Source organism: Mesorhizobium sp. B2-7-2, from assembly GCF_006440775.1.
Classification (GTDB): domain Bacteria; phylum Pseudomonadota; class Alphaproteobacteria; order Rhizobiales; family Rhizobiaceae; genus Mesorhizobium.
In genome coordinates this window covers 469,229-491,570 of record NZ_VFTZ01000001.1, presented here as the reverse complement: position 1 = coordinate 491,570, position 22,342 = coordinate 469,229, and the positions used below count along the sequence as shown (strand labels likewise).

General features: G+C 64.0%; 24 protein-coding genes. 16 read left to right on the top strand and 8 right to left on the bottom strand.

Annotated elements, in window-relative coordinates; translation table 11 throughout:
* Positions 1-35: 35 nt before the first annotated feature.
* Positions 36-1,322, bottom strand: coding sequence for a dihydroorotase (locus FJ425_RS02475; protein ID WP_140627799.1), 1,287 nt, complete (start codon positions 1,320-1,322; stop codon positions 36-38).
* Positions 1,319-2,284 (bottom strand): aspartate carbamoyltransferase catalytic subunit, encoded by a 966-nt coding sequence (locus FJ425_RS02470; RefSeq protein WP_140627801.1) that lies wholly within the window; start codon positions 2,282-2,284, stop codon positions 1,319-1,321. The genes FJ425_RS02475 and FJ425_RS02470 overlap by 4 nt, the downstream gene beginning before the upstream one ends.
* 201 nt (positions 2,285-2,485) lie before the next feature.
* Between FJ425_RS02470 and FJ425_RS02465 the strand changes: the two genes are divergently transcribed.
* The 3 genes from FJ425_RS02465 (at position 2,486) to FJ425_RS02455 (ending at position 5,227) form a co-directional block, all read left to right on the top strand.
* Positions 2,486-4,114 (top strand): DNA alkylation response protein, encoded by a 1,629-nt coding sequence (locus tag FJ425_RS02465; protein WP_140721483.1) that lies wholly within the window; start codon positions 2,486-2,488, stop codon positions 4,112-4,114.
* A gap of 214 nt (positions 4,115-4,328) precedes the next feature.
* The gene (locus tag FJ425_RS02460) at positions 4,329-4,886 is read left to right on the top strand and encodes a hypothetical protein (protein ID WP_140721658.1); all 558 of its coding nucleotides are present in this window, start codon (positions 4,329-4,331) and stop codon (positions 4,884-4,886) included.
* Complete coding sequence (locus FJ425_RS02455; protein ID WP_140721480.1) at positions 4,886-5,227, top strand: DUF6105 family protein; 342 nt, start codon at positions 4,886-4,888, stop codon at positions 5,225-5,227. Before FJ425_RS02460 ends, FJ425_RS02455 begins: the two co-directional genes overlap by 1 nt.
* On the opposite strand, the gene ruvX is transcribed toward FJ425_RS02455, so the two are convergent.
* Entirely contained in the window at positions 5,169-5,651 is a 483-nt protein-coding gene (gene ruvX / locus FJ425_RS02450; RefSeq protein ID WP_140721477.1) for a Holliday junction resolvase RuvX, read from the bottom strand. The genes FJ425_RS02455 and ruvX overlap by 59 nt on opposite strands.
* Before the next feature lie 116 nt (positions 5,652-5,767).
* On the opposite strand from ruvX, the gene FJ425_RS02445 reads away from it, so the two are divergent.
* The 6 genes from FJ425_RS02445 to FJ425_RS02420 all read left to right on the top strand — a co-directional run bounded on the left by FJ425_RS02445 (position 5,768) and on the right by FJ425_RS02420 (position 10,336).
* Positions 5,768-6,475: a metal-dependent hydrolase gene (locus FJ425_RS02445; RefSeq protein WP_140721474.1), complete on the top strand. Its 708-nt coding sequence runs from the start codon at positions 5,768-5,770 to the stop codon at positions 6,473-6,475.
* A 216-nt stretch (positions 6,476-6,691) separates the two neighbouring features.
* Positions 6,692-6,979: an Asp-tRNA(Asn)/Glu-tRNA(Gln) amidotransferase subunit GatC gene (gatC, locus tag FJ425_RS02440; RefSeq protein ID WP_140545764.1), complete on the top strand. Its 288-nt coding sequence runs from the start codon at positions 6,692-6,694 to the stop codon at positions 6,977-6,979.
* A gap of 3 nt (positions 6,980-6,982) precedes the next feature.
* The gene (locus FJ425_RS02435) at positions 6,983-7,429 is read left to right on the top strand and encodes a GNAT family N-acetyltransferase (protein WP_140721471.1); all 447 of its coding nucleotides are present in this window, start codon (positions 6,983-6,985) and stop codon (positions 7,427-7,429) included.
* Complete coding sequence (locus FJ425_RS02430; RefSeq protein ID WP_140721468.1) at positions 7,429-8,994, top strand: amidase family protein; 1,566 nt, start codon at positions 7,429-7,431, stop codon at positions 8,992-8,994. The genes FJ425_RS02435 and FJ425_RS02430 overlap by 1 nt, the downstream gene beginning before the upstream one ends.
* A gap of 1 nt (position 8,995) precedes the next feature.
* On the top strand, positions 8,996-9,529 hold the full coding sequence (locus FJ425_RS02425; RefSeq protein WP_140721465.1) for a hypothetical protein: 534 nt from the start codon (positions 8,996-8,998) through the stop codon (positions 9,527-9,529).
* A 9-nt stretch (positions 9,530-9,538) separates the two neighbouring features.
* On the top strand, positions 9,539-10,336 hold the full coding sequence (locus tag FJ425_RS02420) for a YdcF family protein (protein ID WP_140721462.1): 798 nt from the start codon (positions 9,539-9,541) through the stop codon (positions 10,334-10,336).
* On the opposite strand, the gene FJ425_RS02415 is transcribed toward FJ425_RS02420, so the two are convergent.
* Positions 10,309-11,028, bottom strand: coding sequence for a DUF599 domain-containing protein (locus FJ425_RS02415; RefSeq protein ID WP_140721458.1), 720 nt, complete (start codon positions 11,026-11,028; stop codon positions 10,309-10,311). The genes FJ425_RS02420 and FJ425_RS02415 overlap by 28 nt on opposite strands.
* Positions 11,029-11,196: 168 nt before the next feature.
* Here FJ425_RS02415 and FJ425_RS02410 point away from each other — a divergent pair, with 168 nt between their 5' ends.
* The 4 genes from FJ425_RS02410 to FJ425_RS02395 all read left to right on the top strand — a co-directional run bounded on the left by FJ425_RS02410 (position 11,197) and on the right by FJ425_RS02395 (position 14,394).
* Positions 11,197-12,600 carry an L-serine ammonia-lyase gene (locus tag FJ425_RS02410; protein WP_140721455.1) on the top strand — a complete coding sequence of 468 codons (1,404 nt, stop codon included), beginning with the start codon at positions 11,197-11,199 and terminating at the stop codon, positions 12,598-12,600.
* Between the two features lie 246 nt (positions 12,601-12,846).
* Positions 12,847-13,062 (top strand): type II toxin-antitoxin system HicB family antitoxin, encoded by a 216-nt coding sequence (locus FJ425_RS31915; RefSeq protein WP_140545758.1) that lies wholly within the window; start codon positions 12,847-12,849, stop codon positions 13,060-13,062.
* Between the two features lie 75 nt (positions 13,063-13,137).
* Positions 13,138-13,572, top strand: coding sequence for a DUF1489 family protein (locus FJ425_RS02400; protein WP_140545757.1), 435 nt, complete (start codon positions 13,138-13,140; stop codon positions 13,570-13,572).
* A gap of 123 nt (positions 13,573-13,695) precedes the next feature.
* Positions 13,696-14,394, top strand: a complete 699-nt coding sequence (locus FJ425_RS02395) for a molecular chaperone DnaJ (RefSeq protein WP_095765344.1) — start codon at positions 13,696-13,698, stop codon at positions 14,392-14,394.
* A 43-nt stretch (positions 14,395-14,437) separates the two neighbouring features.
* On the opposite strand, the gene FJ425_RS02390 is transcribed toward FJ425_RS02395, so the two are convergent.
* Positions 14,438-15,862 carry a D-alanyl-D-alanine carboxypeptidase gene (locus FJ425_RS02390; protein ID WP_140627825.1) on the bottom strand — a complete coding sequence of 475 codons (1,425 nt, stop codon included), beginning with the start codon at positions 15,860-15,862 and terminating at the stop codon, positions 14,438-14,440.
* A 288-nt stretch (positions 15,863-16,150) separates the two neighbouring features.
* On the opposite strand from FJ425_RS02390, the gene FJ425_RS02385 reads away from it, so the two are divergent.
* The 3 genes from FJ425_RS02385 (at position 16,151) to clpA (ending at position 19,556) form a co-directional block, all read left to right on the top strand.
* Entirely contained in the window at positions 16,151-16,480 is a 330-nt protein-coding gene (locus FJ425_RS02385; protein WP_140627827.1) for a phasin family protein, read from the top strand.
* A 277-nt stretch (positions 16,481-16,757) separates the two neighbouring features.
* On the top strand, positions 16,758-17,084 hold the full coding sequence (clpS, locus tag FJ425_RS02380) for an ATP-dependent Clp protease adapter ClpS (protein ID WP_036258315.1): 327 nt from the start codon (positions 16,758-16,760) through the stop codon (positions 17,082-17,084).
* Between the two features lie 6 nt (positions 17,085-17,090).
* Positions 17,091-19,556, top strand: coding sequence for an ATP-dependent Clp protease ATP-binding subunit ClpA (clpA, locus tag FJ425_RS02375; protein WP_140721452.1), 2,466 nt, complete (start codon positions 17,091-17,093; stop codon positions 19,554-19,556).
* Between the two features lie 89 nt (positions 19,557-19,645).
* Here the strand turns inward: clpA and FJ425_RS02370 are convergent, their stop codons facing one another.
* The 3 genes from FJ425_RS02370 to FJ425_RS02360 all read right to left on the bottom strand — a co-directional run bounded on the left by FJ425_RS02370 (position 19,646) and on the right by FJ425_RS02360 (position 22,338).
* Positions 19,646-20,074 (bottom strand): HIT domain-containing protein, encoded by a 429-nt coding sequence (locus FJ425_RS02370; protein WP_140721449.1) that lies wholly within the window; start codon positions 20,072-20,074, stop codon positions 19,646-19,648.
* A 265-nt stretch (positions 20,075-20,339) separates the two neighbouring features.
* On the bottom strand, positions 20,340-21,554 hold the full coding sequence (locus tag FJ425_RS02365; protein ID WP_140721446.1) for a GNAT family N-acetyltransferase: 1,215 nt from the start codon (positions 21,552-21,554) through the stop codon (positions 20,340-20,342).
* Positions 21,555-21,609: 55 nt separating this feature from the next.
* A complete protein-coding gene (locus FJ425_RS02360) occupies positions 21,610-22,338 on the bottom strand; it encodes a glycerophosphodiester phosphodiesterase (protein WP_140721443.1) in 729 nt (242 codons plus the stop codon).
* Positions 22,339-22,342: the final 4 nt, after the last annotated feature.

Genomic DNA, 22,342 nt, shown 5'->3' with positions numbered 1-22,342 from the left:
GGGCAGACTCACCAGGACTCAAGCGATGCGGTGGCTTATGCGGAAAACACCGTGCGGCCCGCGACCATCGTCTGCAGGACCTTGCCCTGCAGGCGCGCGCCCTCGAAACAGGTGTTCTTCGAGCGTGAGCGCAGACCGCTCTCGCTGACGATCCACGGCGCGTCGAGATCGACGACCGCGACGTCGGCCGGTGCGCCCGGCTTCAGCGTGCCGCCCGGCAGGCCGAACAGTCTGGCCGGCGCCGTGGACAGCGTCTCGATCAGCCTGAGCAACGGCACGTCGCCATTGTGGTAGAGCCGAAGCGCAGCGCCAAGCAGCGTCTCCAGCCCGATGGCGCCGGCGGCGGCGTCGGCGAAGGGCAGGCGCTTGGTGTCGACGTCCTGCGGGTCATGCGAGGAGACGATGATGTCGATCGTGCCGTCCTTGATCGCCTCGATCATCGCCAGCCGGTCGTCCTCGGCGCGCAGGGGCGGGGTCAGCCGGAAGAAGGTGCGGTATTCGCCGACGTCGTTCTCGTTGAGCGACAGATTGTGGATGGCGACCCCGGCCGTGACATTGGCGCCGTCCGTCTTTGCCCGGTCCACCGCGCCGGCTGCCATCGCCGACGAGATTTTTGCCGCGTGATAGGCGCCGCCGGTCAGCCGGGCCAGCGCCAGGTCGCGTTCGAGCGGGATCAGCTCCGCCTCGCGCGGAATGCCCGACAGGCCGAGCCAGCTCGCATAGAGCCCTTCGTTCATCACGCCGGACGAGGCGAGGTTGGCATCTTGCGTTTCGTGCGCGATGACACCGCCGAAATCGCGCGCGTAGGTCAGCGCCCGGCGCATTACCAGCGCATTGGCGATCGTGTGGCGGCCGTCGGTGTAGGCGACGGCGCCGGCCTCGCGCAGCAGGCCGAACTCGGTCATCTCGCGGCCTTCGAGGCCCTTGGTGATCGCTGCCGCCGGGAAGATGTTGACGCTAGCGGTGTCGCGCGCCGTGCGCAGCACGAATTCGACCAGCGCGACATTGTCGATCACGGGATCGGTATCCGGCATCATGACGATGGAGGTGACGCCGCCCGCCGCCGCGGCGACGCTCGCCGAGGCGATGGTCTCGCGATGCTCGCCGCCTGGTTCGCCGATGAAGACGCGCGCGTCGACTAGGCCCGGAATGATCGTCTTGCCGGCGCAGTCGACGACGGTGGCGCCTTCCGGCACGCCCTGGTTCAATGCGGCTTTTCCGGCCGCGACGATCTTGCGGCCGTCGACGATGACGCTGCCGATCTCGTCGACGCCGCGCGAGGGGTCGACAACGTGCGCCTTGCTGAAGACGGTCACGCTCATGCGCCGCGCCCTTCATGGTTGCGGCGCGGATCAAGCAGCGCTTCCATGACCGCCATGCGCACGGCGACCCCCATCTCGACCTGTTCCTGGATAACGCTTTGCGGTCCGTCTGCGATCTCGGAGGCGATCTCGACGCCGCGGTTCATCGGGCCGGGATGCATGACCAGCGCATCGTCCTTGGCGGCTTTCAGCTTCTCGGCATCAAGGCCGAAATAGCGGAAATATTCGCGGATCGAGGGCACGAAAGCGCCTTCCATGCGCTCGCGCTGCAGGCGAAGCATCATCACCACGTCGGCATCCTTCAGGCCGTCGGCCATCGAGCGCGACACGATGACGCCCATCCTGTCGATGCCGGAGGGCAGCAATGTCGAGGGCGCGACGACGCGCACCTGCGCGCCGAGCGCGTTCAGAAGTATGATGTTGGAGCGGGCGACGCGCGAATGCAGGATGTCGCCGCAGATCGCCACGATCAGCTTCGACAGCGGCCCCTTGGCGCGGCGGATGGTCAGCGCATCGAGCAGCGCCTGCGTCGGGTGCTCATGCGCGCCGTCGCCGGCATTGACCACCGAGCAGCCGACCTTCTGGGCCAGCAGCGCAGCCGCGCCCGCCGATTGGTGGCGGATGATCAGGATGTCGGGCCGCATGGCGTTGAGGGTCATCGCCGTATCGATCAGCGTCTCGCCCTTCTTCACCGAGGAGCTCGCCACCGACATGTTCATGACGTCGGCGCCGAGACGCTTGCCGGCGAGCTCGAAGGACGATTGCGTGCGGGTCGATGCCTCGTAGAACAGGTTGATCTGGGTGCGGCCGCGCAGCGTCGTGGTCTTCTTTTCCGATTGCCGCGAGATTGCCACGGCCTGGTCGGCCCGATCGAGCAACAGCTCGATATCGGCGGGGGAAAGATCGCGGATGCCCAGAAGATGGCGGTGAGGGAAGAGCGGCAGGGACGAAGCGTCGGTCATCTCAAGGCGCTGCTATAGGGTGCGGTCCGGCCTGCCGCAAGCGCCAGCTTTGGATTGCGGGCGTTCTCCCCGGTATTTTCGTCGCGCGCCTTCCGTGGCTTGGGCTATAAGGCCCCAGTGGCTTCGGATTCGCGACCGCGGGCTTGGAAATGGTAAGAACCTCTCGGCCAACTGAAGGATTGGGCAACTGAAGGATTGGGCGTGACCGACGAGGTGATCAACCAGCCGCCGCCGTTGGCCGGCGGCAATGCATGGCGGGGCGATCCGTTGCTCATCCAGCTAGCCGAGCGTTTTTCCGACCCCGTGCGCAAGGATCTCGACGGGCTTGGCCGGTTCGTGATGACGCAGGAAGCGCAGGAGCTTGCCCGCCTCGCCAACACCGACACGCCGAAATTGCGCACCCATGACCGCCAGGGCCGGCGACTCGATCTTGTCGAATATCATCCGGCCTATCACGCCTTGATGCGCCGCTCGATCGCCGGCGGCCTGCATTCTTCGGTATGGGAAAACGGCGATGCCGAGATCGGCCGCCGCCATCAGGTGAGGGCGGCACGCTTCTACCTGACCGCCGAGCTCGAGACGGGGCATCTTTGCCCCATCACCATGACCAGCGCCTCGCTGGCGGCCTTGATGGCGAGCCCGAAACTTTTCCGCGAATGGGCGCCGCGCGTGACGACGCGCAAATACGACCAGGCGCAGAAGCCGCCGGTGCAGAAGACCGGGCTGACGCTCGGCATGGGCATGACCGAGAAGCAGGGCGGCACCGATGTGCGCGCCAACACCACCAAGGCGGAGCGTACCGGTAGTGGTTTTTATCGGTTGACCGGTCACAAATGGTTCATGTCGGCGCCGATGTCGGATGCCTTCCTGGTGCTCGGGCAGGTTCCGGAGGGGCTGTCCTGCTTCCTCGTGCCGCGCATCCTGGGCGACGGTTCCGGCAACGGGTTCCGCTTCCAGCGGCTGAAGGACAAGCTCGGCAACCGCTCGAACGCCTCGTCGGAGGTGGAGTTCGTCAACGCGATCGGCGAGATGGTCGGCGACCCGGGCGCAGGCGTCAAGACGATCATGGACATGGTGACGCTGACCAGGCTCGACTGCGCGGTCGCTTCGTCGGCGCTGATGCGGGCGGGCCTCGCAGAGGCTGTCCATCACACGCGCCATCGCCAGGTGTTCGGCTCCAACCTGATCGACCAGCCGCTGATGCAGCGGGTTCTAGCCGACATGGCGCTCGACGTCGCCGCGGCCACGGCGCTGTCGTTCCGGCTGGCGCGCTCTTTCGACGAGGCGGCAAGCGATCGCGGCGAGGCGGCCTTTGCCCGCGCCATGACGCCTGTCGTCAAATACTGGGTCTGCAAGATCGCGCCGCAGCTGCTTTACGAGGCGATGGAATGCCTTGGCGGCAACGGCTATGTCGAGGAAGCGCCGCTTGCCCGCTACTACCGGGAGGCGCCGGTCAACGCGATCTGGGAGGGCTCTGGCAATGTCATGGCGCTCGACGTGCTGCGCGTGCTCGGCCGCGCGCCCGGCCTGTTCGAGGAGGTGCTGACCGGCATCGACCGCGATCTCGGCACCGGCGGGCGCGGCACCATCGGCGTGCTGAAGGCCGCCATGCAGGTCGCCGCGACCGACCAGGGTTCGGCGCGCCTGCTCACCGAACAGCTGGCGCTTTCGGCCGCGGCGGCGGAGCTTCGCCGGCTGGGGGCAGGGCGGATCGCCGACGCTTTCGTCGAAACGCGGCTCGGCGGCCAGTGGCGCACCACGTACGGCATGCTCGATTCGCGCCACGACGCGCGCATGGTCATCGACACGCTCTATCCGCCGGTGACCTGATCCTGCTCTATCAAGGAGATAGAGCAGGATGTCATCGGAAGCCGCTTTACACTTTTCGGCATCATGCTCCGAGGCAGATTGCCGATCTGTGGATAGCTGTTAACCTTAACAAATGGTTTCCGTTGCGGCGAACCGTTGCAAAGCCCACTCTCCACTTTGCTGGAGTAGGGAAGGGTTAACCATGACCTCCCCGAACTCCGCCAGCGGGAAACGTATGCGGCACGTGTTGAGCTCAGTTCTGGCCTTGCATTGGGCGGTGGTTTTCGCCCTGCTTGCCTATGTCTGCATGGACGGCAGCCGCGGCATAGCGACGGCTCTTGGCGTGCTTGGCCTCTCCGTCCGGGGCAACCGGTTTCCGCAGTTTGAAAATGCGGCCGTGGTCGCGCCGCTTTCGATCGCGTTGTTGATCGTCGCGGTGTTGTTCTGCTGGGCCTTCGTCGAAACGCTGCTGAACGCGGCGGCAAGGCCGGACGCGGGCGAGAGCGTGGCTCGGATCGCCTTCATCTCGGCATCTTTCCTGCTTTCGCTCATCCTCATCGGCGGCGTGGCGCAAGGCGTAGACGGCCTGTTCATGATCGTCGCCATCCAAATGACGGCGCTGCTTGCCTCCTACATCGCCGTGCTGGCTGAACGCCGCTCCACCTTCGCCGCAATGAATCTGCCTGAGGGCGATGTTCGCGCCGCCTCGCGCATGGCGATGGGCGCCGCGCACAGCTCGCTCCTTTCCCGCATATCCGGCCGCCCGGAAAACAAGCCTGGAGGCAGGCGCTGATGCGCACGATATTCACGCTCTGGGCTGCTCCGATGGCCATCTTTTGGGGATGGTTCTTCCTGTCGGCCAACGACATGAATTTCGGCTATGCGATGCTGAGCCGACAGGTGCACGATTTCGCTTTCCAGCTCTACGGCCAGATGCTCGGCGTCGATCCGGCGATCATTCCGGGCATGGTAGCGCGGACCTGCGTTTTCGATTTTTTCCTGCTCATGGGGCTTTGGACCTTCCGGCGCCGGCGCAACATCGCCGAATGGATCAGACAGCGCCGGCACGGCGATATCAGCCCCGATCGGCTCGGCCCAGCGACTGAAGCCGGTCCAAGGCTCCCTGCAGAATAAAGGCGGCGGCCGCCGAATCGATCTTGCCGGCGCGCTTCTTGCGCGAGAAATCCATCTCGATCAGTGTCCGCTCGGCCGCAACCGTCGACAGCCGCTCGTCCCACAGCACGAAGGGCAGGTCGGAAAGCGGCGCCATGTTGCGGACAAAGGCGCGGGATTTTTGCGCTCGGGGTCCTTCCGAGCCGTCCATGTTGACCGGAAGGCCGAGCACGAAGGCGCCGACATTGTCCTTGTCGAGCTGAGCGAGCAATTGGGCGGCATCCAGCGAAAATTTCCTGCGCAGGATGACCGGGCGCGGATGGGCGAAGGACAGCCCGCGATCGGAAACCGCCACGCCGATCGTCTTGTCGCCGAGATCGAGCCCGGCGAGCGTCTTGCCGCCGGCAAGCCGCGCCGGCAGTTCCTCGATTGAAATAATGCCCAACGGCTTTTCCTGATATCCAGGCGTCACATCCTTTTGACGTGTAGGAGGAGGGCGCCACTTTCAATTTGCGACTAGCGTTCTATCTTCCGGCAACGGAGAAATCGAGGAAAGCGTTCATGAAACTGACATGGTACGGGCATTCGGCATTCCGCGTCGAGACCAAGGACGCCACCATTCTCATCGACCCCTATCTGGTCGGCAATCCGTCCTGGACGGGCGACTGGGAAGGACCGGCGGAAGGCGTGACCCACGTGCTCCTGACCCACGGCCATAACGACCATGTCAGCGGCGCGGTCGAAGTGCTGAAGAAAAGCGGCGCCATGCTGGTCGCCAATTTCGAGATCTGCATGTACCTCGTCGGCCAGGGCGTCAGCGGCGACAAGATCAATCCGGGCAATATCGGCGGCACCGTCGATTGCGGGCCGTTCACCACGACCTTCGTCCAGGCGCTGCACTCGTCCTCCTTCGGCGGCGAAGGCGGCACGAACACCTATCTCGGCAATCCGGGCGGGCTTGTCCTGCACTTTCCCGAGGACAAGACGCTTTACCACATGGGCGACACCGACATCTTCTCCGACATGGGGCTGATCAACGAGTTGCACGAACCGAAGATCGGCATCGTGCCGATCGGCGACCGCTTCACCATGGGCGGCGCCGTGGCGGCCCTTGCCTGCCGCCGCTTCTTCGGCTTCGATACGGTCGTTCCCTGCCATTTCGGCACCTTCTCGATGATCGACCAGACCGCCGACAAGTTCGTCGCCGGCATGGAAGGCTCGGGCGTAAACGTGGCGCTGCCGGACATCGGCAAGGCGATCACGATCTAGGTTTCTTTGCGTCGGAAGAGCTCTGCTCCCAAGCCAGGAAAGATACGCTGCAGACAGGCCGGCAAACCGTGGCAGCCATTATCACTGCGAGGGCGTGGCATTGCCGCGTAAGCGCCCCGGGGAGCGACCGCGTGGCGATGGAACCGGCATGATCCGTGTTGCACGCTGAGCGCCGCGCCGCTATAGCCCGAACTGGTTTTCCCGAGGCGATAGAACATGTCCGTTGATCTTCAGACCGTGAAGCGCGTCGCGCACCTTGCCCGCATAGCGGTGAGCGAGGAGGACGCCGAGCGCATGACCGGCGAATTGAACGCCATCCTCGGCTTCGTCGAGCAATTGAACGAGGTCGATGTTTCGGGCGTCGAGCCGATGACCTCGGTCACGCCGATGGAGATGAAGAAGCGCCAGGATGCCGTCACCGACGGCAACAAGGCCGCCGACATCGTCGCCAACGCGCCGGCGACGGAAGAGAATTTCTTCCTCGTTCCGAAGGTGGTGGAGTAGAGCGTGGCTGTCGAGATCGCCGTCGAGACACCTTTGCAGGACGACGTGCGCGCGCTGGTCGCCGAACTCAACGCCGCGCTGCTCGAACTGACGCCGCCCGAGCACTGCTACCATCTCACCGTCGACGAGGACACGACGGTGTTCATCGCCCGCGACAACGGCCTTGCCGTCGGCTGCGGCGCGCTCAAGCGCCATGACGATGCGGTCGGCGAGGTCAAGCGTATGTACACGCGGCCTTCGCATCGCGGCCGCAAGATCGGCGCCGAAATCGTCGCACGTGTCGAGGCGCTTGCCCGGCAGGAAGGGCTGAAGCGCCTGGTCCTCGAAACCGGCGATCGGCACCCCGCCGCCTGGACCGTCTATGAGCGCGCCGGATTCTCGCGTTGCAGACCGGTGCTGGATTATCCCGATTCCGAATGGTCGGCGTCTTACGAAAAGAGCCTTGCCTGATGAGCGATCTCACCCATCTCACCATTTCCGAGGCCCGCGCCAAGCTGCGCGGCAAGGAGATCACCGCGGCCGAGATCACCGAGGCCTATCTCGCGGCGATCGATCGCGCCAATCCGGTGCTCAATGCCTATGTGACTGTGACCGCCGACAAGGCGCGCGACATGGCCAAGGCTTCCGATGCCAGGCTCGCCACGGGCGAGGGCGGCGCGCTGGAAGGCATTCCGCTCGGCATCAAGGACCTGTTCGCCACCGAAGGCATCCACACCCAGGCCTGTAGCCACGTGCTGGACGGCTTCAAGCCGCACTACGAGTCGACCGTTACGAGCAATCTGTGGGCCGACGGCGCCGTCATGCTCGGCAAGCTCAACATGGACGAGTTCGCCATGGGCTCGTCCAACGAGACCTCCTATTACGGCCCGGTGATCAATCCGTGGCGACGCTCGCGTGTCGATACGGTCGTCATGCCGACGACGCATCAGGGCGATGGCGGCTTTGTGCCCGCCGGCGGCACGAAGACGGCGCGGACCTTGGACAACGCCCAGCTGGTGCCGGGCGGCTCGTCGGGCGGGTCGGCTTCGTCGGTGGCCGCCTTCCTTTGCGCAGGTGCCACCGCCACCGATACCGGCGGCTCGATCCGCCAGCCAGCCGCCTTGACCGGCACGGTCGGCATCAAACCGACTTACGGGCGCTGCTCGCGCTGGGGCATCGTCGCCTTCGCTTCCTCCCTCGATCAGGCCGGCCCCATCGCGCGCGATGTGCGCGACGCCGCCATCCTGCTGAAGTCGATGGCCTCCGTCGATCCGAAGGACACGACCTCGGTCGACCGTCCGGTGCCGGACTATGAGGCGGCGATCGGCAAGCCGATCAAGGGCATGAAGGTCGGTATTCCGAAGGAGTATCGTGTCGACGGCATGCCGGAAGACATCGAGTCGCTCTGGCAGAAAGGCATCGCCTGGCTGAAGGACGCCGGCGCGGAAATCGTCGACATCTCCCTGCCGCACACCAAATATGCCTTGCCGGCCTACTATATCGTGGCTCCTGCCGAGGCTTCGTCGAATCTCGCCCGCTATGACGGCGTGCGCTACGGCCTGCGCGTGCCCGGCAAGGATATCGTCGACATGTATGAGAAGACCCGCGCCGCCGGTTTCGGCCGCGAGGTCAAGCGGCGCATCATGATCGGCACGTATGTGCTGTCGGCGGGCTATTACGACGCTTACTATCTGCAGGCGCAGAAGGTGCGCACGCTGATCAAGCGCGACTTCGAGAACGTCTTTGCCGCCGGCGTCGATGTGATCCTGACGCCCGCGACGCCGTCGGCCGCCTTCGGCATCGCCGACGAGGACATGGCCTCCGATCCGGTCAAGATGTATCTCAACGACATCTTCACCGTGACGGTGAACATGGCCGGCCTTCCCGGCATTTCGGTGCCGGCCGGCCTCGACGGCAAGGGCCTGCCGCTCGGCCTGCAGCTGATCGGCCGCCCGTTCGACGAGGAGACGCTGTTCCAGACGGCCAACGTCATCGAGCAGGCGGCGGGCAGGTTCCAGCCGGAAAAGTGGTGGTAGGATGTCGGCCCTGTCTCGCATATCCATTGTCGAGACGGGGGGCGAACTGATCATCGGCAATCCGCCGCGGCGTTCGGCTGTAAGGATCGGCTTTGTCCTGCTCTCGCTTGGGATCGTCGCCGTCACCGCGCATTGGGGCTTCCTTGACAGGTCGCCCGAAACGATCGCCATGGGCCTGGTCGGCCTAGTCTCATTCCTGGCAGTTGTCGGGCTGTTCGCATATTTCCTTGGCAAGGAATTGCTTTGGCTAGCGTCCGCCGGGGAAGAGCTACGCGCCACCAGAGCCGTCGTGCTACGCGAAACCAGGGGCACCCTGCTTCCCAACCGCGCCTCCCTGGCCTTCAGCGGACAGCTTTCGGTCGAAATCCTGGACCATCCCTATCCGACCGACGAGGCCGGCTTGAAAGAAGTTGTCCGCTTCACCAGCGCAACGGGTTCGATCTCCTTTGGTCGGGAGCTGAGCCGGCCTGAGGCTGAGGCGGTGGCGGAAGCCGTCAGGCGATTTACCGCCCCCAACCATTCTTATGCGCGGTAGGTGCCAAGCGTGTTCTACTATCTTTCGAAGATTCTTTGGTTCTTCATCCAGCCGATCAATCTGGCGATCTTCCTGTTGCTCGCCGGCCTGGTGGCAGCGCTGCTCGGGCGGCGCCGGCTGGCTGCGACGGGCAGCGTGCTCGCTGTCACGATCCTGGTCCTTTCGGCCTGGACGTCGGTCGGCGCGATGATGCTCAATCCGCTCGAACAACGCTTTCCCAAGCCGCCATTGCCCGAGAAGGTCGACGGCATCGTCGTGCTCGGCGGCGGCTTCGAGGGCGCCATCAATCTGGCGCGCGGCGGTTACGAGCTGAACAGCAGCGGCGACCGCATGGTGGAGACAGCGATCCTTGCGAGGCGCTTTCCGCAAGCGAAGATCGTCGTATCGGGCGGCAACGGCTCGCTTTTTCTCGACGGCGAGGGCGATGCCGACACGGCGCCGCGGCTGCTCGGCGCTTTAGGCATTTCCGCCGATCGCCTGATCCTAGAGAATAAATCCCGCAACACTTACGAGAATGCGGTGTTCTCGCGAAAACTGATCGAGCCGAAGCCGGGTGAGACCTGGCTGTTGGTAACCTCGGCTTTCCACATGCCGCGCGCCAAGGCGCTGTTCGACAAGGCGGGTTTTGCGACCGTTCCGTGGCCGGTCGACTATCGCACCTCGGGCAGGGAAGGCGTCGGCCTCTACCGCGACAATCCGGTCGATTCGGTGCAGGCGACCACCATCGCAGTGCGCGAGTGGATCGGGCTTTTCGCCTACAGGCTGTCCGGCAAGATCGATCAGTTCTTTCCCGGGCCGGGCGTCTGACCGAGCACGGCTTGCCGCGCCGCCGAGAAGAACTGGCGGCGCACCAGCACCGCCAGAAGCACCAGCGTCGATATCACGAAGACGACCGGGTCGACGAACCAGCCGAGATAGCCGATCGAGAAGAAGACGGCGCGCAGTCCGGAGTTGAAGTGCTTGCCGGCAAGCACGTTCATGCGCGTCGCCCGCCACACCGCCGTTTCGCTGACCGGGTTGCGCGAAGCCGGGCCATGCGGGGTCGGCACGGCGCCGATCAGGATCGAGCAATAGTTGAACAGGCGATAGGCCCAGCCGAATTTGAAGAAGGCGAAGGCCAGGACAAGCACCAGGCCGAACACCTTGGTCTGGAAGGCTTCGCGCGACGGAGCCGCGCCGAAGGGCAGGCCGGCCAGAACCTCAAGCACGCGGTCTGAGGCGCCGAGCAGGGCAAAGCAGCCGCCGAGCGCGATCAGAGAAGAAGAAGCGAAGAAGGCGGTGCCTTGCTGCAGGCCGCCCATGATGGCGGTGTCGACGATCCGAATCTCGCGCTCGGCCATGTTGCGCATCCAGGCTTCGCGCTGGGCGTTCATCGCCGTGGTCAGCGACATGCGACGGACCAGCTTGCCGTCCGAGGCGAGCGTGTGCGCAACCCAGACGACCAGGAAGAAAGCCAGCGCCGCCAGATCGGCCGCCGAAAGATGAAGTGAGTCGCCCATCCATTGCTTTTAACACAGGGGGTGCCGGCACTTCGACAGGCGGCAAGCGATGTCGCTGGCGGAGCAAACAAGGTCGGCAGCCGCCGCTCCGCGCCATGCAAAACAGCGGAAACATCCCGGGAATTCCTATATGTATGCTTTGAGCAGTCCTCAGGAGACAAAGCCCCAGTGTTCCTTTCGGTTTTCGACCTGTTCAAGATCGGCATCGGCCCATCGAGCTCGCACACGATGGGGCCGATGACGGCCGCGCGCCGCTTCCTCGACGAGATCCTGGCCGGCGACTGGCCTCGGCCCGCCGGCGTCAAGGTTGACCGCATCGGCGCCAGCCTGCACGGCTCGCTTGCCTATACCGGCATCGGCCACGGCTCCGACCGCGCCGTCATCCTCGGCTTGGCCGGCCAGACACCGCAGACGGTCGATCCGGACGAAGCCGACGGCATCGTCGCCCGCATCGGCGCGGAGAAGCGCATTTCGCCGCCTGGGCATCCGACGTACCGCTTCGATCCCGCCAAGGACCTCGTGCTCGACCGCAAGACGGCGCTGGCCGGCCATGCCAACGGCATGGCCTTCTATGCCTATGATGCTTCCGACCGGCTGCTGCTCAAGCGCATCTATTATTCGATCGGCGGCGGTTTCGTCGTCTCCGAGGAAGAGCTACAGCGCATGAAGGCCAAGGGCTCGGTGACAACCGAGGGCAAGAACGTGCCGTACCCCTTCAAGAACGCCGTCGAGATGCTGGCCATGGCGGCCAAGAGTGGGCTTTCGATCGCCGAGATGAAGCGCGCCAACGAGGAAAAGCATATGTCGCGCGAGGAGCTCGACGAAGGCCTCGACGCGATCTGGGGCGCGATGAAGGGTTGCATCGATCGCGGCTTGTCGCAGGACGGCATCATGCCGGGTGGGTTGAAGGTGCGCCGCCGCGCGCGGCAGCTGCACGACAAATTGCAGGAACAGTGGCAGCAAAACAGGCCAAATCCCTTGCTCGCCAATGACTGGCTGTCGATCTACGCCATGGCAGTCAACGAGGAGAACGCCGCCGGCGGGCGCGTGGTGACCGCGCCGACCAATGGCGCCGCCGGCACGCTGCCGGCAGTGCTGCGCTACTGGCTGCATTTCCATCCTGAAGCCGACCAGCCGAGCATCCGTGACTTCCTGCTGACGGCCGCCGCCGTCGGCGGCATCATCAAATCCAACGCCTCGATCTCGGGCGCCGAGGTTGGTTGCCAGGGCGAGGTGGGTTCCGCTTCGGCGATGGCCGCCGCTGGGCTGTGCGCCGTCATGGGCGGCACGCCCGAGCAGGTGGAGAACGCCGCCGAGATCGCGCTCGAGCATCATCTCGGCATGACATGCGATCCGGTCGGCGGCCTTGTGCAGGTGCCCTGCATCGAGCGAAATGCGCTGGGGGCGGTGAAGGCTGTAACGGCGGCTTCCTTGGCCATCAAGGGCGACGGCACGCATTTCGTGCCGCTCGACGCCGCGATCGAGACCATGCGCCAGACCGGCCTCGACATGAACGAGAAATACAAGGAAACCAGCCTCGGCGGCCTGGCGGTCAATGTGGTGGAGTGCTGAACAGGGCTTCGCAGCCAAGATCTCCTTCCCCGCGTCTCGAAGCTCGAGATTGGTCAAGGCGCTCCGAATGTCGTCATCCTCGGATCTGCGCGCGTCGCTTCGCTCCTTGCTCCGCCCGTGGATGACAGGCGATGGATGTTTCGGCTGACCTCGAAGGCCGAACTACCAGCGCAGCCATCATCCGGTCCGTCACCTTCTATGCTAAGAAACCATCAGAAAATGGCTGGAGAGTCACGGAGTTAGAACATGAAGAACATCATCGAGATCGACGGCCATAAGGCTACGATGGCATTCGATCCTGAAATCGGGATGTTGAGAGGCGAGTTTCTCGGACTTGCTGGCGGCGCCGACTTCTATGCGCAGGATGTCGAGCAGCTCTATGTCGAAGGGGCGAAATCTTTGGCGATCTTCCATGAAATTTGCAGGGAGAAAGGCCTCGAGACGGCGATGCAAGCCTCTTGAGCCGACAGCCTTTCTTGCCTGTGCAAAACCGCTCGAGGCGTTGAACCCCCGCTACGCCGTCGCTAGATTGCGACCATGCTCAATCTGCTAAAACTGTGCGTCGGTTGCGACAGCGTCGAGGATCTCGAAGAGTGGATCGCCTTCCGCCTCGACGAGCGGCGCCGTGCCGGCGAGCCGGCCGAGCACTGGCACACCACCCGCATGGTGCCGACGCGCGGCGATGAGATCACCGATGGCGGCTCGCTCTATTGGGTAATCAAGGGCAGCGTGCAGTGCCGGCAACTGATCACCGAGATCCGGCCCTTCGTCGACGGCGAGGGCATCGGCCGTTGTCATCTCATGCTCGATCCTGAGGTGGTGCGCACCGACTGGCAGCCGCGCCGCGCCTTCCAGGGCTGGCGCTATCTGAAGCCCGCCGACGCACCGGCCGATCTCGGCAAGGGCAGGGCGGCACTCGCCGAAATGCCGCCCAAGCTGAGGCTCGAACTCGCCGAACTCGGCCTGCTGTAGCGCCGCGCCGGCCGGCAAGCCCGCCGCTGGCCCTTCGGCTCGTTCGATGTGGGACTTGCAAGCGCCGGACCTTGGTCCCATCCTATTTGTTATGCTCGGTCATCCGTATGGCGGTGCTACCCGATGGGTGTGATCCTCGCTTTGGCAGCGGTGCTTGTGGTGCTTTTCGGTGCCGCCATGCTCTTTGTGCGTGCTGATCCCGCAAGGATGGCCGACAGTCTGAGATCGCTTGGACCGGCTTTTCTGGGCCTTGTCGGGGCGCCGATGCTGATCTTTGGCCGCAGCCTTATCGGTGGACTGCTTTTGCTCGCGGCGCTGGCCTGGGTCGGCTGGATACGCACGAGACGGCCTCCGGCGCGCGCCGCCGCGTCCAAACATTCGACGGTGCGCACCGCCGCGCTCGAAATGGACCTCGACCACGACAGCGGCAAGCTTGAGGGGCTTGTCCTGGCCGGGCGTTATGAAGGCAAGATGCTGGGAGCAATGGGGCTGACGGACCTGCGCCAGCTTCATGGCGAGCTCAGCCCGGATATGGAGAGCCGCCAGCTCCTAGAGACGTATCTTGACGGCCGTTTTCCCGTCTGGCGCAAGGACGCGCAGCCGCACGGTGGCGAAGGGCTGGGTGTTGCGCCAGGTGCGGGCTCCATGACTAAGGAGGAGGCCTACAAGGTCCTTGGTCTTGAAGCGGGGGCTGCCGCGGCGGATATCCGCAAGGCGCACCGCCGCCTGATGCAGCGCCTGAACGCCGATGTCGGCGGCACGTCTGTCCTGGCGGCGCGGATCAATGAAGCCAAGGACGTCCTGCTCTCCAATCACGATTAGTCTCCTTCGACGCGGGTACTTTCCCGGAGATTTCAACAGCCGCCTATTGCTCGACGGCGTAGCACGAGATTTTCTTGCGCTTCAGGGCGTCGCAGGCCTTCCAGGCTGCGTCCTTCGAGCCGAAGCCGCCGAAACGGGCGCGGTAGTAGGTGGTGCCGTCCTTGTCGAAAGCGACCGTGAAGCCCGATGCGTCCGCCAGGACCCTCGGCGCCTGCTTGCTCGTCTTTTCGAGCAGCGCCTGGGCTCCGGTTTTCGTCGGCGACGATGCAACCTGAACGACCCAGCCGGAGGGCACCGACGATGTCTTGACCGGATCGATCGCCGGTGCTGCGGGCGCTGGGTCGGCATAGGCGGTGACGACCTGGGCCGAGGCTTCCTCGGTTTTGGCGGGCGGCGCCATCGCGGCCACGGCAACCGTCTTCACCTTCTTGATCTGGATCACCGGTCTCGTCTCTTCGGCGACCTGTTGGCTGTCGTCCTGGACGTCATCGTCGGCTGAGGCGACGACAGCGTCATCCGTAGCCGGCTTGGCGTCCGGAGTCGGCGCGTCATGCTTGGGCAAAAGGACCTTGGCCAAGGTCTTGATCGGATTGTCGTTGCCCTTGGCGATGAGATCGCCGCCGCCGCGCGTCGAGGCGCGCGGCAGATAGGTGTTGATCAGCGCGGCCATCTGGTTGTCGCGGCTGCGGCCGGAAGCGCCGCCCATCACCACCGCGACGAGGCGGCGGTCGCCATCGGCAACGGAGGAGACGAGGTTGTAGCCTGAAGCGCGGGTGTACCCGGTCTTGATGCCGTCGACGCCCCTGATGCGGCCGAGCAGACGGTTGTGGCCGTTGATGCGCTGACGCCCGTAGAGAAACGAGCGCTGCGAGAAATAGCCGTAATATTGCGGATAATGCTCGCGCAGCGCGATGCCCAGCATCGCCATGTCGTGAGCGGTGGTGAACTGGCCCGGGTCGGGCAGGCCGTTGGCGTTGCGGAAGACGGTGCCGTTCATGCCGAGCTGGCGCGCCTTGGCCGTCATCATGCGGGCGAAATTGTCCTCGCTGCCGCCAAGCATCTCGCCGAGCGCGGTCGCCGAGTCATTGGCGGATTTCGTCACGATCGACAGAATCGCGGTCTCGACCGGAACCGAGCCGCCGGCGCGCACGCCGAGCTTGGTCGGCGCCTCGGCGGCGGCATGAGCGGAAAACGGAACCGGGGTGTTCTTGCTGATCCTGCCCTTCGCCAGTGCTTCGAAGGTGAGGTAGAGGGTCATCATCTTGGTAAGCGAGGCGGGATAGCGCCGGCCATTGGCGTCAGCGGAGTAGAGCACCTTGCCGGTCTTGGCGTCCACGACGATGGCCGAGGATCTCGCTGCCATTGCCGACGCCACGTCGGCGACGACAACCGTCATCGCGAGCGCGGCGATCATGATTGCCTTGAGGGAGAAAGATTTGGAGACCAGCCCCGACAACGCCTGACGCACCGTTACTTACCCTGAATTTTCGTTGCCCCGGAGGCGGCAAAGGGAGTGCCGGCCTCACTTCCGGCCAAGCTATCGCGCCCAGCGTTACCAATCCGTTTATGGTAACCGCCGCGTTCACCATTTTTCGGCAAATCGAGCTTCTCTTTAATCGAATTTTACCGGCCGCCGGCGCTGGACCCCCTGCATGCCAAGGGATTCTTGACTTTTGTGCATCGCACAATATATTGAGGTGCATTGCACAAGGGCGCCCGGGGCAAAAAGGGCGTTTCAACCAAAGGGAAGTATGAAATGACCCAGACCTATGAGGACTTCACGAAATACGGCAAGGAATTTGCCGACACCGGGCTGAAGAGCTTCGCCTCGCTCACCAAGGGCGCGCAGGCGATCGCCACCGAAGCCGGCGAATACACCAAGAAGAGCTTCGAAGCCGGCACCGCCGCCTTCGAGAAGCTGTTCGCGGCCAAGTCCGTCGAGAAGGCCGTCGAGATCCAGGCCGATTACGCCAAGCAGAGCTATGAGAGCTTCGTGGCCGAGGCCAGCAAGATCGGCAATCTCTATGCCGAGCTCGCCAAGGAAGCGTACAAGCCCTTCGAATCGGTGGTCGCCAAGGCGAAGTAATTTCGCCCGATCACACCGGACACGGCCAGCGGGCCAATCAAAAGCACCCGGTCGCGGAAACGCGGCCGGGTTTTTTCATGCGCGATCGCAACCTGACGCACCTTGCCGCATTCACGATTGAGAAATTCGCTGAGGTTTGCCCACCTAGCCATATTGTCAGCTAAACAGAAGGGCTTAAAATCGTCCATCGAGAACCTACATGTTGAACTCGCATGAGGATTCGAAAAGGCTGGACTACGTGACGATCGGTTTGACTGCCACGGCAGGCGTGGTGCGAATGCAAAGTGACGGAGACCGCAACGATCCCGGTCGCGGCACCGCTGTCATCACGCGCACCAAAACCAAGACCAAGAAGCCCAGTCTCTACCGGGTCCTCATTCTGAACGACGACTACACCCCGATGGAGTTCGTCGTTCACGTCCTGGAGCGTTTTTTCCAAAAGGACCGCGAAGCCGCCACACGCATCATGCTTCATGTTCACAATCATGGAGTGGGCGAGTGCGGCATCTACACATTCGAGGTGGCCGAGACCAAAGTGTCCCAGGTCATGGATTTCGCCCGACAGAATCAGCATCCGCTGCAATGCGTGATGGAGAAGAAGTGAGGTAACATGCCGGCTTTCTCCCAAGGCCTGGAAAAGGCGCTACATCAGGCGCTGACATTCGCCAACGAGCGGCATCATGAGTATGCAACGCTCGAACATTTGCTGCTTGCCCTGATCGACGACACCGAGGCGGCCGCCGTCATGCGCGCCTGCAACGTCGATCTCGACGAGCTCAAGCATACGGTTCTCACCTATATCGACACCGAGCTCGACAACCTCGTCACCGGTTACGATGAGGATTCGAAACCGACGGCAGGTTTCCAGCGCGTCATCCAGCGCGCCGTGATCCATGTGCAATCGTCCGGCCGCGAGGAAGTGTCCGGCGCCAATGTGCTCGTCGCCATCTTCGCCGAGCGCGAGAGCCACGCCGCCTATTTCCTGCAGGAACAGCAGATGACCCGCTATGATGCGGTCAATTACATCTCGCATGGCATTGCCAAGCGCCCGGGCGCTTCGGAATCGCGCACGCCGCGCGGCGCCGAGGACGAGCAGGGCGGCCAGAACGGCGCCGAGCCGCAGGAAGAGGGCGGCAAGAAGAAGCAGCAGGACGCGCTGACGGCCTACTGCGTCAACCTCAACAACAAGGCCCGGGCCGGCAAGATCGATCCGCTGATCGGTCGCGACAGCGAGATCAACCGCACCATCCAGGTGCTGTGCCGCCGTTCCAAGAACAACCCGCTCTATGTCGGCGACCCGGGGGTCGGCAAGACGGCGATCGCCGAAGGCCTCGCCAAGCGCATCGTCGAAGGCGATGTGCCGGAAGTGCTGCAGGACGCCACCATCTTCGCGCTCGACATGGGCACGCTGTTGGCCGGCACCCGCTATCGCGGCGACTTCGAGGAGCGGCTGAAGCAGGTCGTCAAGGAGCTCGAGGACTATCCGGGCGCGGTGCTGTTCATCGACGAGATCCACACGGTGATCGGGGCCGGCGCCACCTCGGGCGGCGCCATGGATGCATCGAACCTTCTGAAGCCGGCGCTGTCGTCCGGCGCCATCCGCTGCATCGGCTCGACCACCTACAAGGAGTTCCGCCAGTTCTTCGAGAAGGACCGCGCGCTGGTGCGGCGCTTCCAGAAGATCGACGTCAACGAGCCGACCATCGAGGACGCCATCGAGATCATGAAGGGCCTGAAGCCCTATTTCGAGGAGTTCCACAAGGTCCGCTACACGAGCGAGGCAATCAAGGCCTCGGTCGAGCTGTCGGCGCGCTACATCAACGACCGCAAGCTGCCGGACAAGGCGATCGACGTGATCGACGAAACCGGCGCCTCGCAGATGCTGGTGCCGAAAGCCAAGCGCAAGAAGACGATCGGCATCAAGGAGATCGAGGCGACGATCGCCACCATGGCGCGCATCCCGCCGAAGACGGTCTCGGCGGATGATGAGAAGGTGCTGCAGGGGCTCGATATCGAGCTGAAGCGCGTGGTCTACGGCCAGGATACGGCCATCACCGCGCTGACCTCGGCGATCAAGCTGGCGCGCGCCGGCCTGCGCGAACCGGAGAAGCCTATCGGCTCCTACCTGTTCTCAGGGCCAACCGGCGTCGGCAAGACCGAAGTGGCGAAGCAGCTTGCCGCCTCGCTCGGCGTCGAACTGATCCGCTTCGACATGTCGGAATACATGGAACGCCACACCGTCTCGCGGCTGATCGGCGCGCCTCCCGGCTATGTCGGCTTCGACCAGGGCGGCCTGCTCACCGACGGCGTCGATCAGCATCCGCATTGCGTGCTGTTGCTCGATGAGGTCGAGAAGGCGCATCCGGACCTGTTCAACATCCTGTTGCAGGTGATGGACCATGGCAAGCTGACGGACCACAACGGCAAGCAGATCGATTTCCGCAACGTGATCCTGATCATGACCACCAATGCTGGCGCCTCGGACGCGCAGCGCGCGGCAATCGGCTTCGGCTCGACCAAGCGCGAGGGCGACGACGTCGAGGCGATCAACCGGCTGTTCACGCCGGAGTTCCGCAACCGCCTGGACGCGATCATCCCGTTCGGTTCGCTGCCGGTGCCGGTCATCCATCAGGTGGTGCAGAAGTTCGTCATGCAGCTCGAGGCCCAGCTCTCCGAGCGGGGCGTCACCTTCGACCTGTCGCCGGACGCGATCGCCTGGCTGGCCGACAAGGGCTATGACGAGCGCATGGGCGCGCGTCCGCTCGGCCGCGTCATCCAGGAGCACATCAAGAAGCCCCTGGCCGACGAGGTGCTGTTCGGCAAGCTCAAGAAGGGCGGCACGGTGCGCGTCACCGTCGAGAAGAAGGAAACCGGCGAGTCCGGCCTGAAGCTCGAATCGCTCGCCGACGAGTCGCCCGTGCAGCCGAAGAAGGAAGAGCCGGAAGACTCGCCGAAGCCGAAGAAGGCGGTGGCCAAGAAGCCGGCGCCCAAGAAGGCCGTGGCGCAGAAGCCGGAGCCGAAGGGCAAGGACGGCAACAAACGCAGCCTTGTGCCGCAACTGCCGCGCAAGGGCTGATCGGCCTTCACGTGAAATGCAAAAGAGCCCCGCAACGGGGCTCTTTTCTTTTGAGCGGTCAGCGCGCAGTCACCGGGTCGAAGGCTGGGTCAGCTTCCCAGCGCCGCGCGGATCTTGCCGGCGTTCTCGGCCAGCACTTCCGGCTTCTCCATCTGGCCGGAATGCGGCTTCAACGGCACGCCTTCGAAGCGAGGCACGACGTGGACATGGAGATGGTAGACGGTCTGCCCGGAGGCCGATTCGTTGAACTGCATGAGGGTGACGCCGTCGGCGTCGAAGGCCTTTTTCACCGCCACCGCCACCTTCTGGACGACCGCGAACAGCGGACCGAGCGTTGCCGGATCGGCGTCGAGCATGTTGCGCGACGGCGCCTTGGGCATCACCAGCGTGTGGCCCATGCCTTGCGGCATCACATCCATGAAGGCTATGACCGCATCGTCCTCGTAGACGCGGTGCGACGGAATCTCACCGCGCAGGATTTTCGCGAAGATATTGCCGGGATCATAGGCTTCGGCCATGGGGTGACACTCCCAATTGCATTCACCGTCCGGTGTAGCGAAGCCGCCGACGGGCGGCAAGGCGCTCAGGCGAGATCGACAAAGCGCCTCGTAAGGAATGGATTCAGCCGAGGCGCGCCTTAAGTCTCTGTTTTCATGCAGGTCGTTCTCGCAGACCGCTGCGCAGTTTTGGTCGACATGCATCAACCCGGCGTCATTCGCTCAGGATTATCGGCTGCTCTTGACGGCACACCGTGCTGCCGGAAAGCCACACTGACCGCGAGACCTATTCCCCAAGATCCTTGCGGAAGGGCGTGTGCTCTTCGAGATATTCGCCCATGCGCTCGACCTCGCGGCGCTCGCGCCTGAGGTAGTCGGCGACGGCGTTGCGCAAGCCGGGATGCGAGAAATAGTGCGCCGAATGCATGGTCACCGGCCGGTAGCCGCGCGCCAGCTTGTGCTCGCCCTGCGCGCCTGCCTCCACCACCTTGAGCTTGCGCTCGATGGCGAAATCGATCGCCTGATGGTAGCAGACCTCGAAATGCAGGAAGGGGTGATCCTCGATGCAACCCCAGTTGCGTCCATAGAGCGCGTCGGAACCGATGAAGTTGATGGCGCCGGCAATGTAGCGGCCGTTCCGCTTTGCCATCACCAGCAGGATGTCGTCGGCCATGCGCTCGCCGATCAGCGAGAAGAACTGTCGGTTGAGATAGGGCCGCCCCCATTTCCTCCCGCCGGTATCCATGTAGAAGGCGAAGAAATCGTCCCAGGCGCTTTCGGTGATGTCCTTGCCGGTCAGCCAGTCGATCGAGAGGCCGTCGGCAAGCGCTTCGCGGCGCTCCTTCTTCATTGCCTTGCGCTTGCGCGAGGCCAGCGTGGCGAGGAAGTCGTCATAGGCCGAAAAGCCTTCGTTGAAGAAATGGAACTGTTGGTCGGTGCGATGCAGGAAGCCCGCCGCTTCCAGTGTCGCCACATCGGGCTCGGTTGCGAAAGTGACATGCGCGGACGAGACGCCGAGCTTGTCGGTCACGAGCTTCAGGCCTTCCGCCAGTCCTGCCTTCACCGCACTTTCATTCTCGCCTTTGCCGACCAGCAGGCGAGGGCCGGTGACTGGTGAAAACGGCACCGAGCATTGCAACTTGGGATAATAGCGGCCGCCGGCTCGCTCGAAGGCATCCGACCAGCCGTGGTCGAAGACATATTCGCCCTGGCTGTGCGATTTGAGGTAACAAGGGACGGCGCCGAGCAACCTGCCTTGCGCGGTTTCCAGCCGCAGGTGATGACCCTGCCAGCCGGTGCGCCGGACAGCGCAGCCGGAATCTTCCAGGGCGCTTAGAAAAGCGAATGAAACCAGCGGGTTGTAACCGTTTTCTTGGTCGCCGCGCGTGGTTCCGGCAAAGCCGTTCCATTCCTCGCAGGTGAAGGCGCCGATACCCGCCGCGATGCGGATCGCATAATCCGCGTTCGCTGCCTGTCCATCGTCTTCGTCGCCCTGATCCATGGGGCTTATTTAAGCTTCGCAGGGGCAGCTACAAGTCACGTTTGAGGCACCCGGCTCAGCCAACTCTCACCAGGCCGGGCTCGAAACCCTCGAAGGTCATCTGGTCGGCATATTTGAAGGTGAGGTCTACCGCCGGCTGGTCATGCACGGTCCAGGTGATGACCGGCATCTTCAGCTTTTCGCGCACGAAGCTGACGAAGGGGTTGGGCAGGTCGCCGGCGGCGTAGGAGGTGAAGGCGAGGTCGTGCGCGAGCATCGCGAAATGCGCCTCGATCAGCTGATTGTCCCTGCCATAGGCGGTCAGCCCGCCGGGGATGCCGGGGGCGTCCTTGGCGAAGTCGCGGATCAGCCAGTGATCGAACGACATGATCGCCACCTTGCCGTTGTAGCGCTTGAGCAGCCGGCCGACTCTGGCCACCAGCCCGGCGTCATGGCCAGGAACGCCTTTCAACTCGACCACCAGTGGCACACGGCCGTCGATCAGGTCGAGCGCCTCCTCGAGCGTCGGCACGTGGTCCTTGGTGCCGCCGATCTTGAGCGTCGCCAGTTCGGCCGCGGTGCGTTGCCAGACGAAGCCATCGTGGCCGGTGAGGCGTTTCAGCTCGCCGTCATGGATGATGACCGGGACGCCGTCGGACGAGATATGCACGTCGCATTCGATGGCATAGCCGCGCTCGGCGGCCGCGGCGAAAGCCGACAGCGTGTTTTCCCAGCGCGTCTTGTTCATGTCGTGGAAGCCGCGATGCGCGACGGGCTGCGCAATCAGCCAGGACAGATCGGTCATGTTG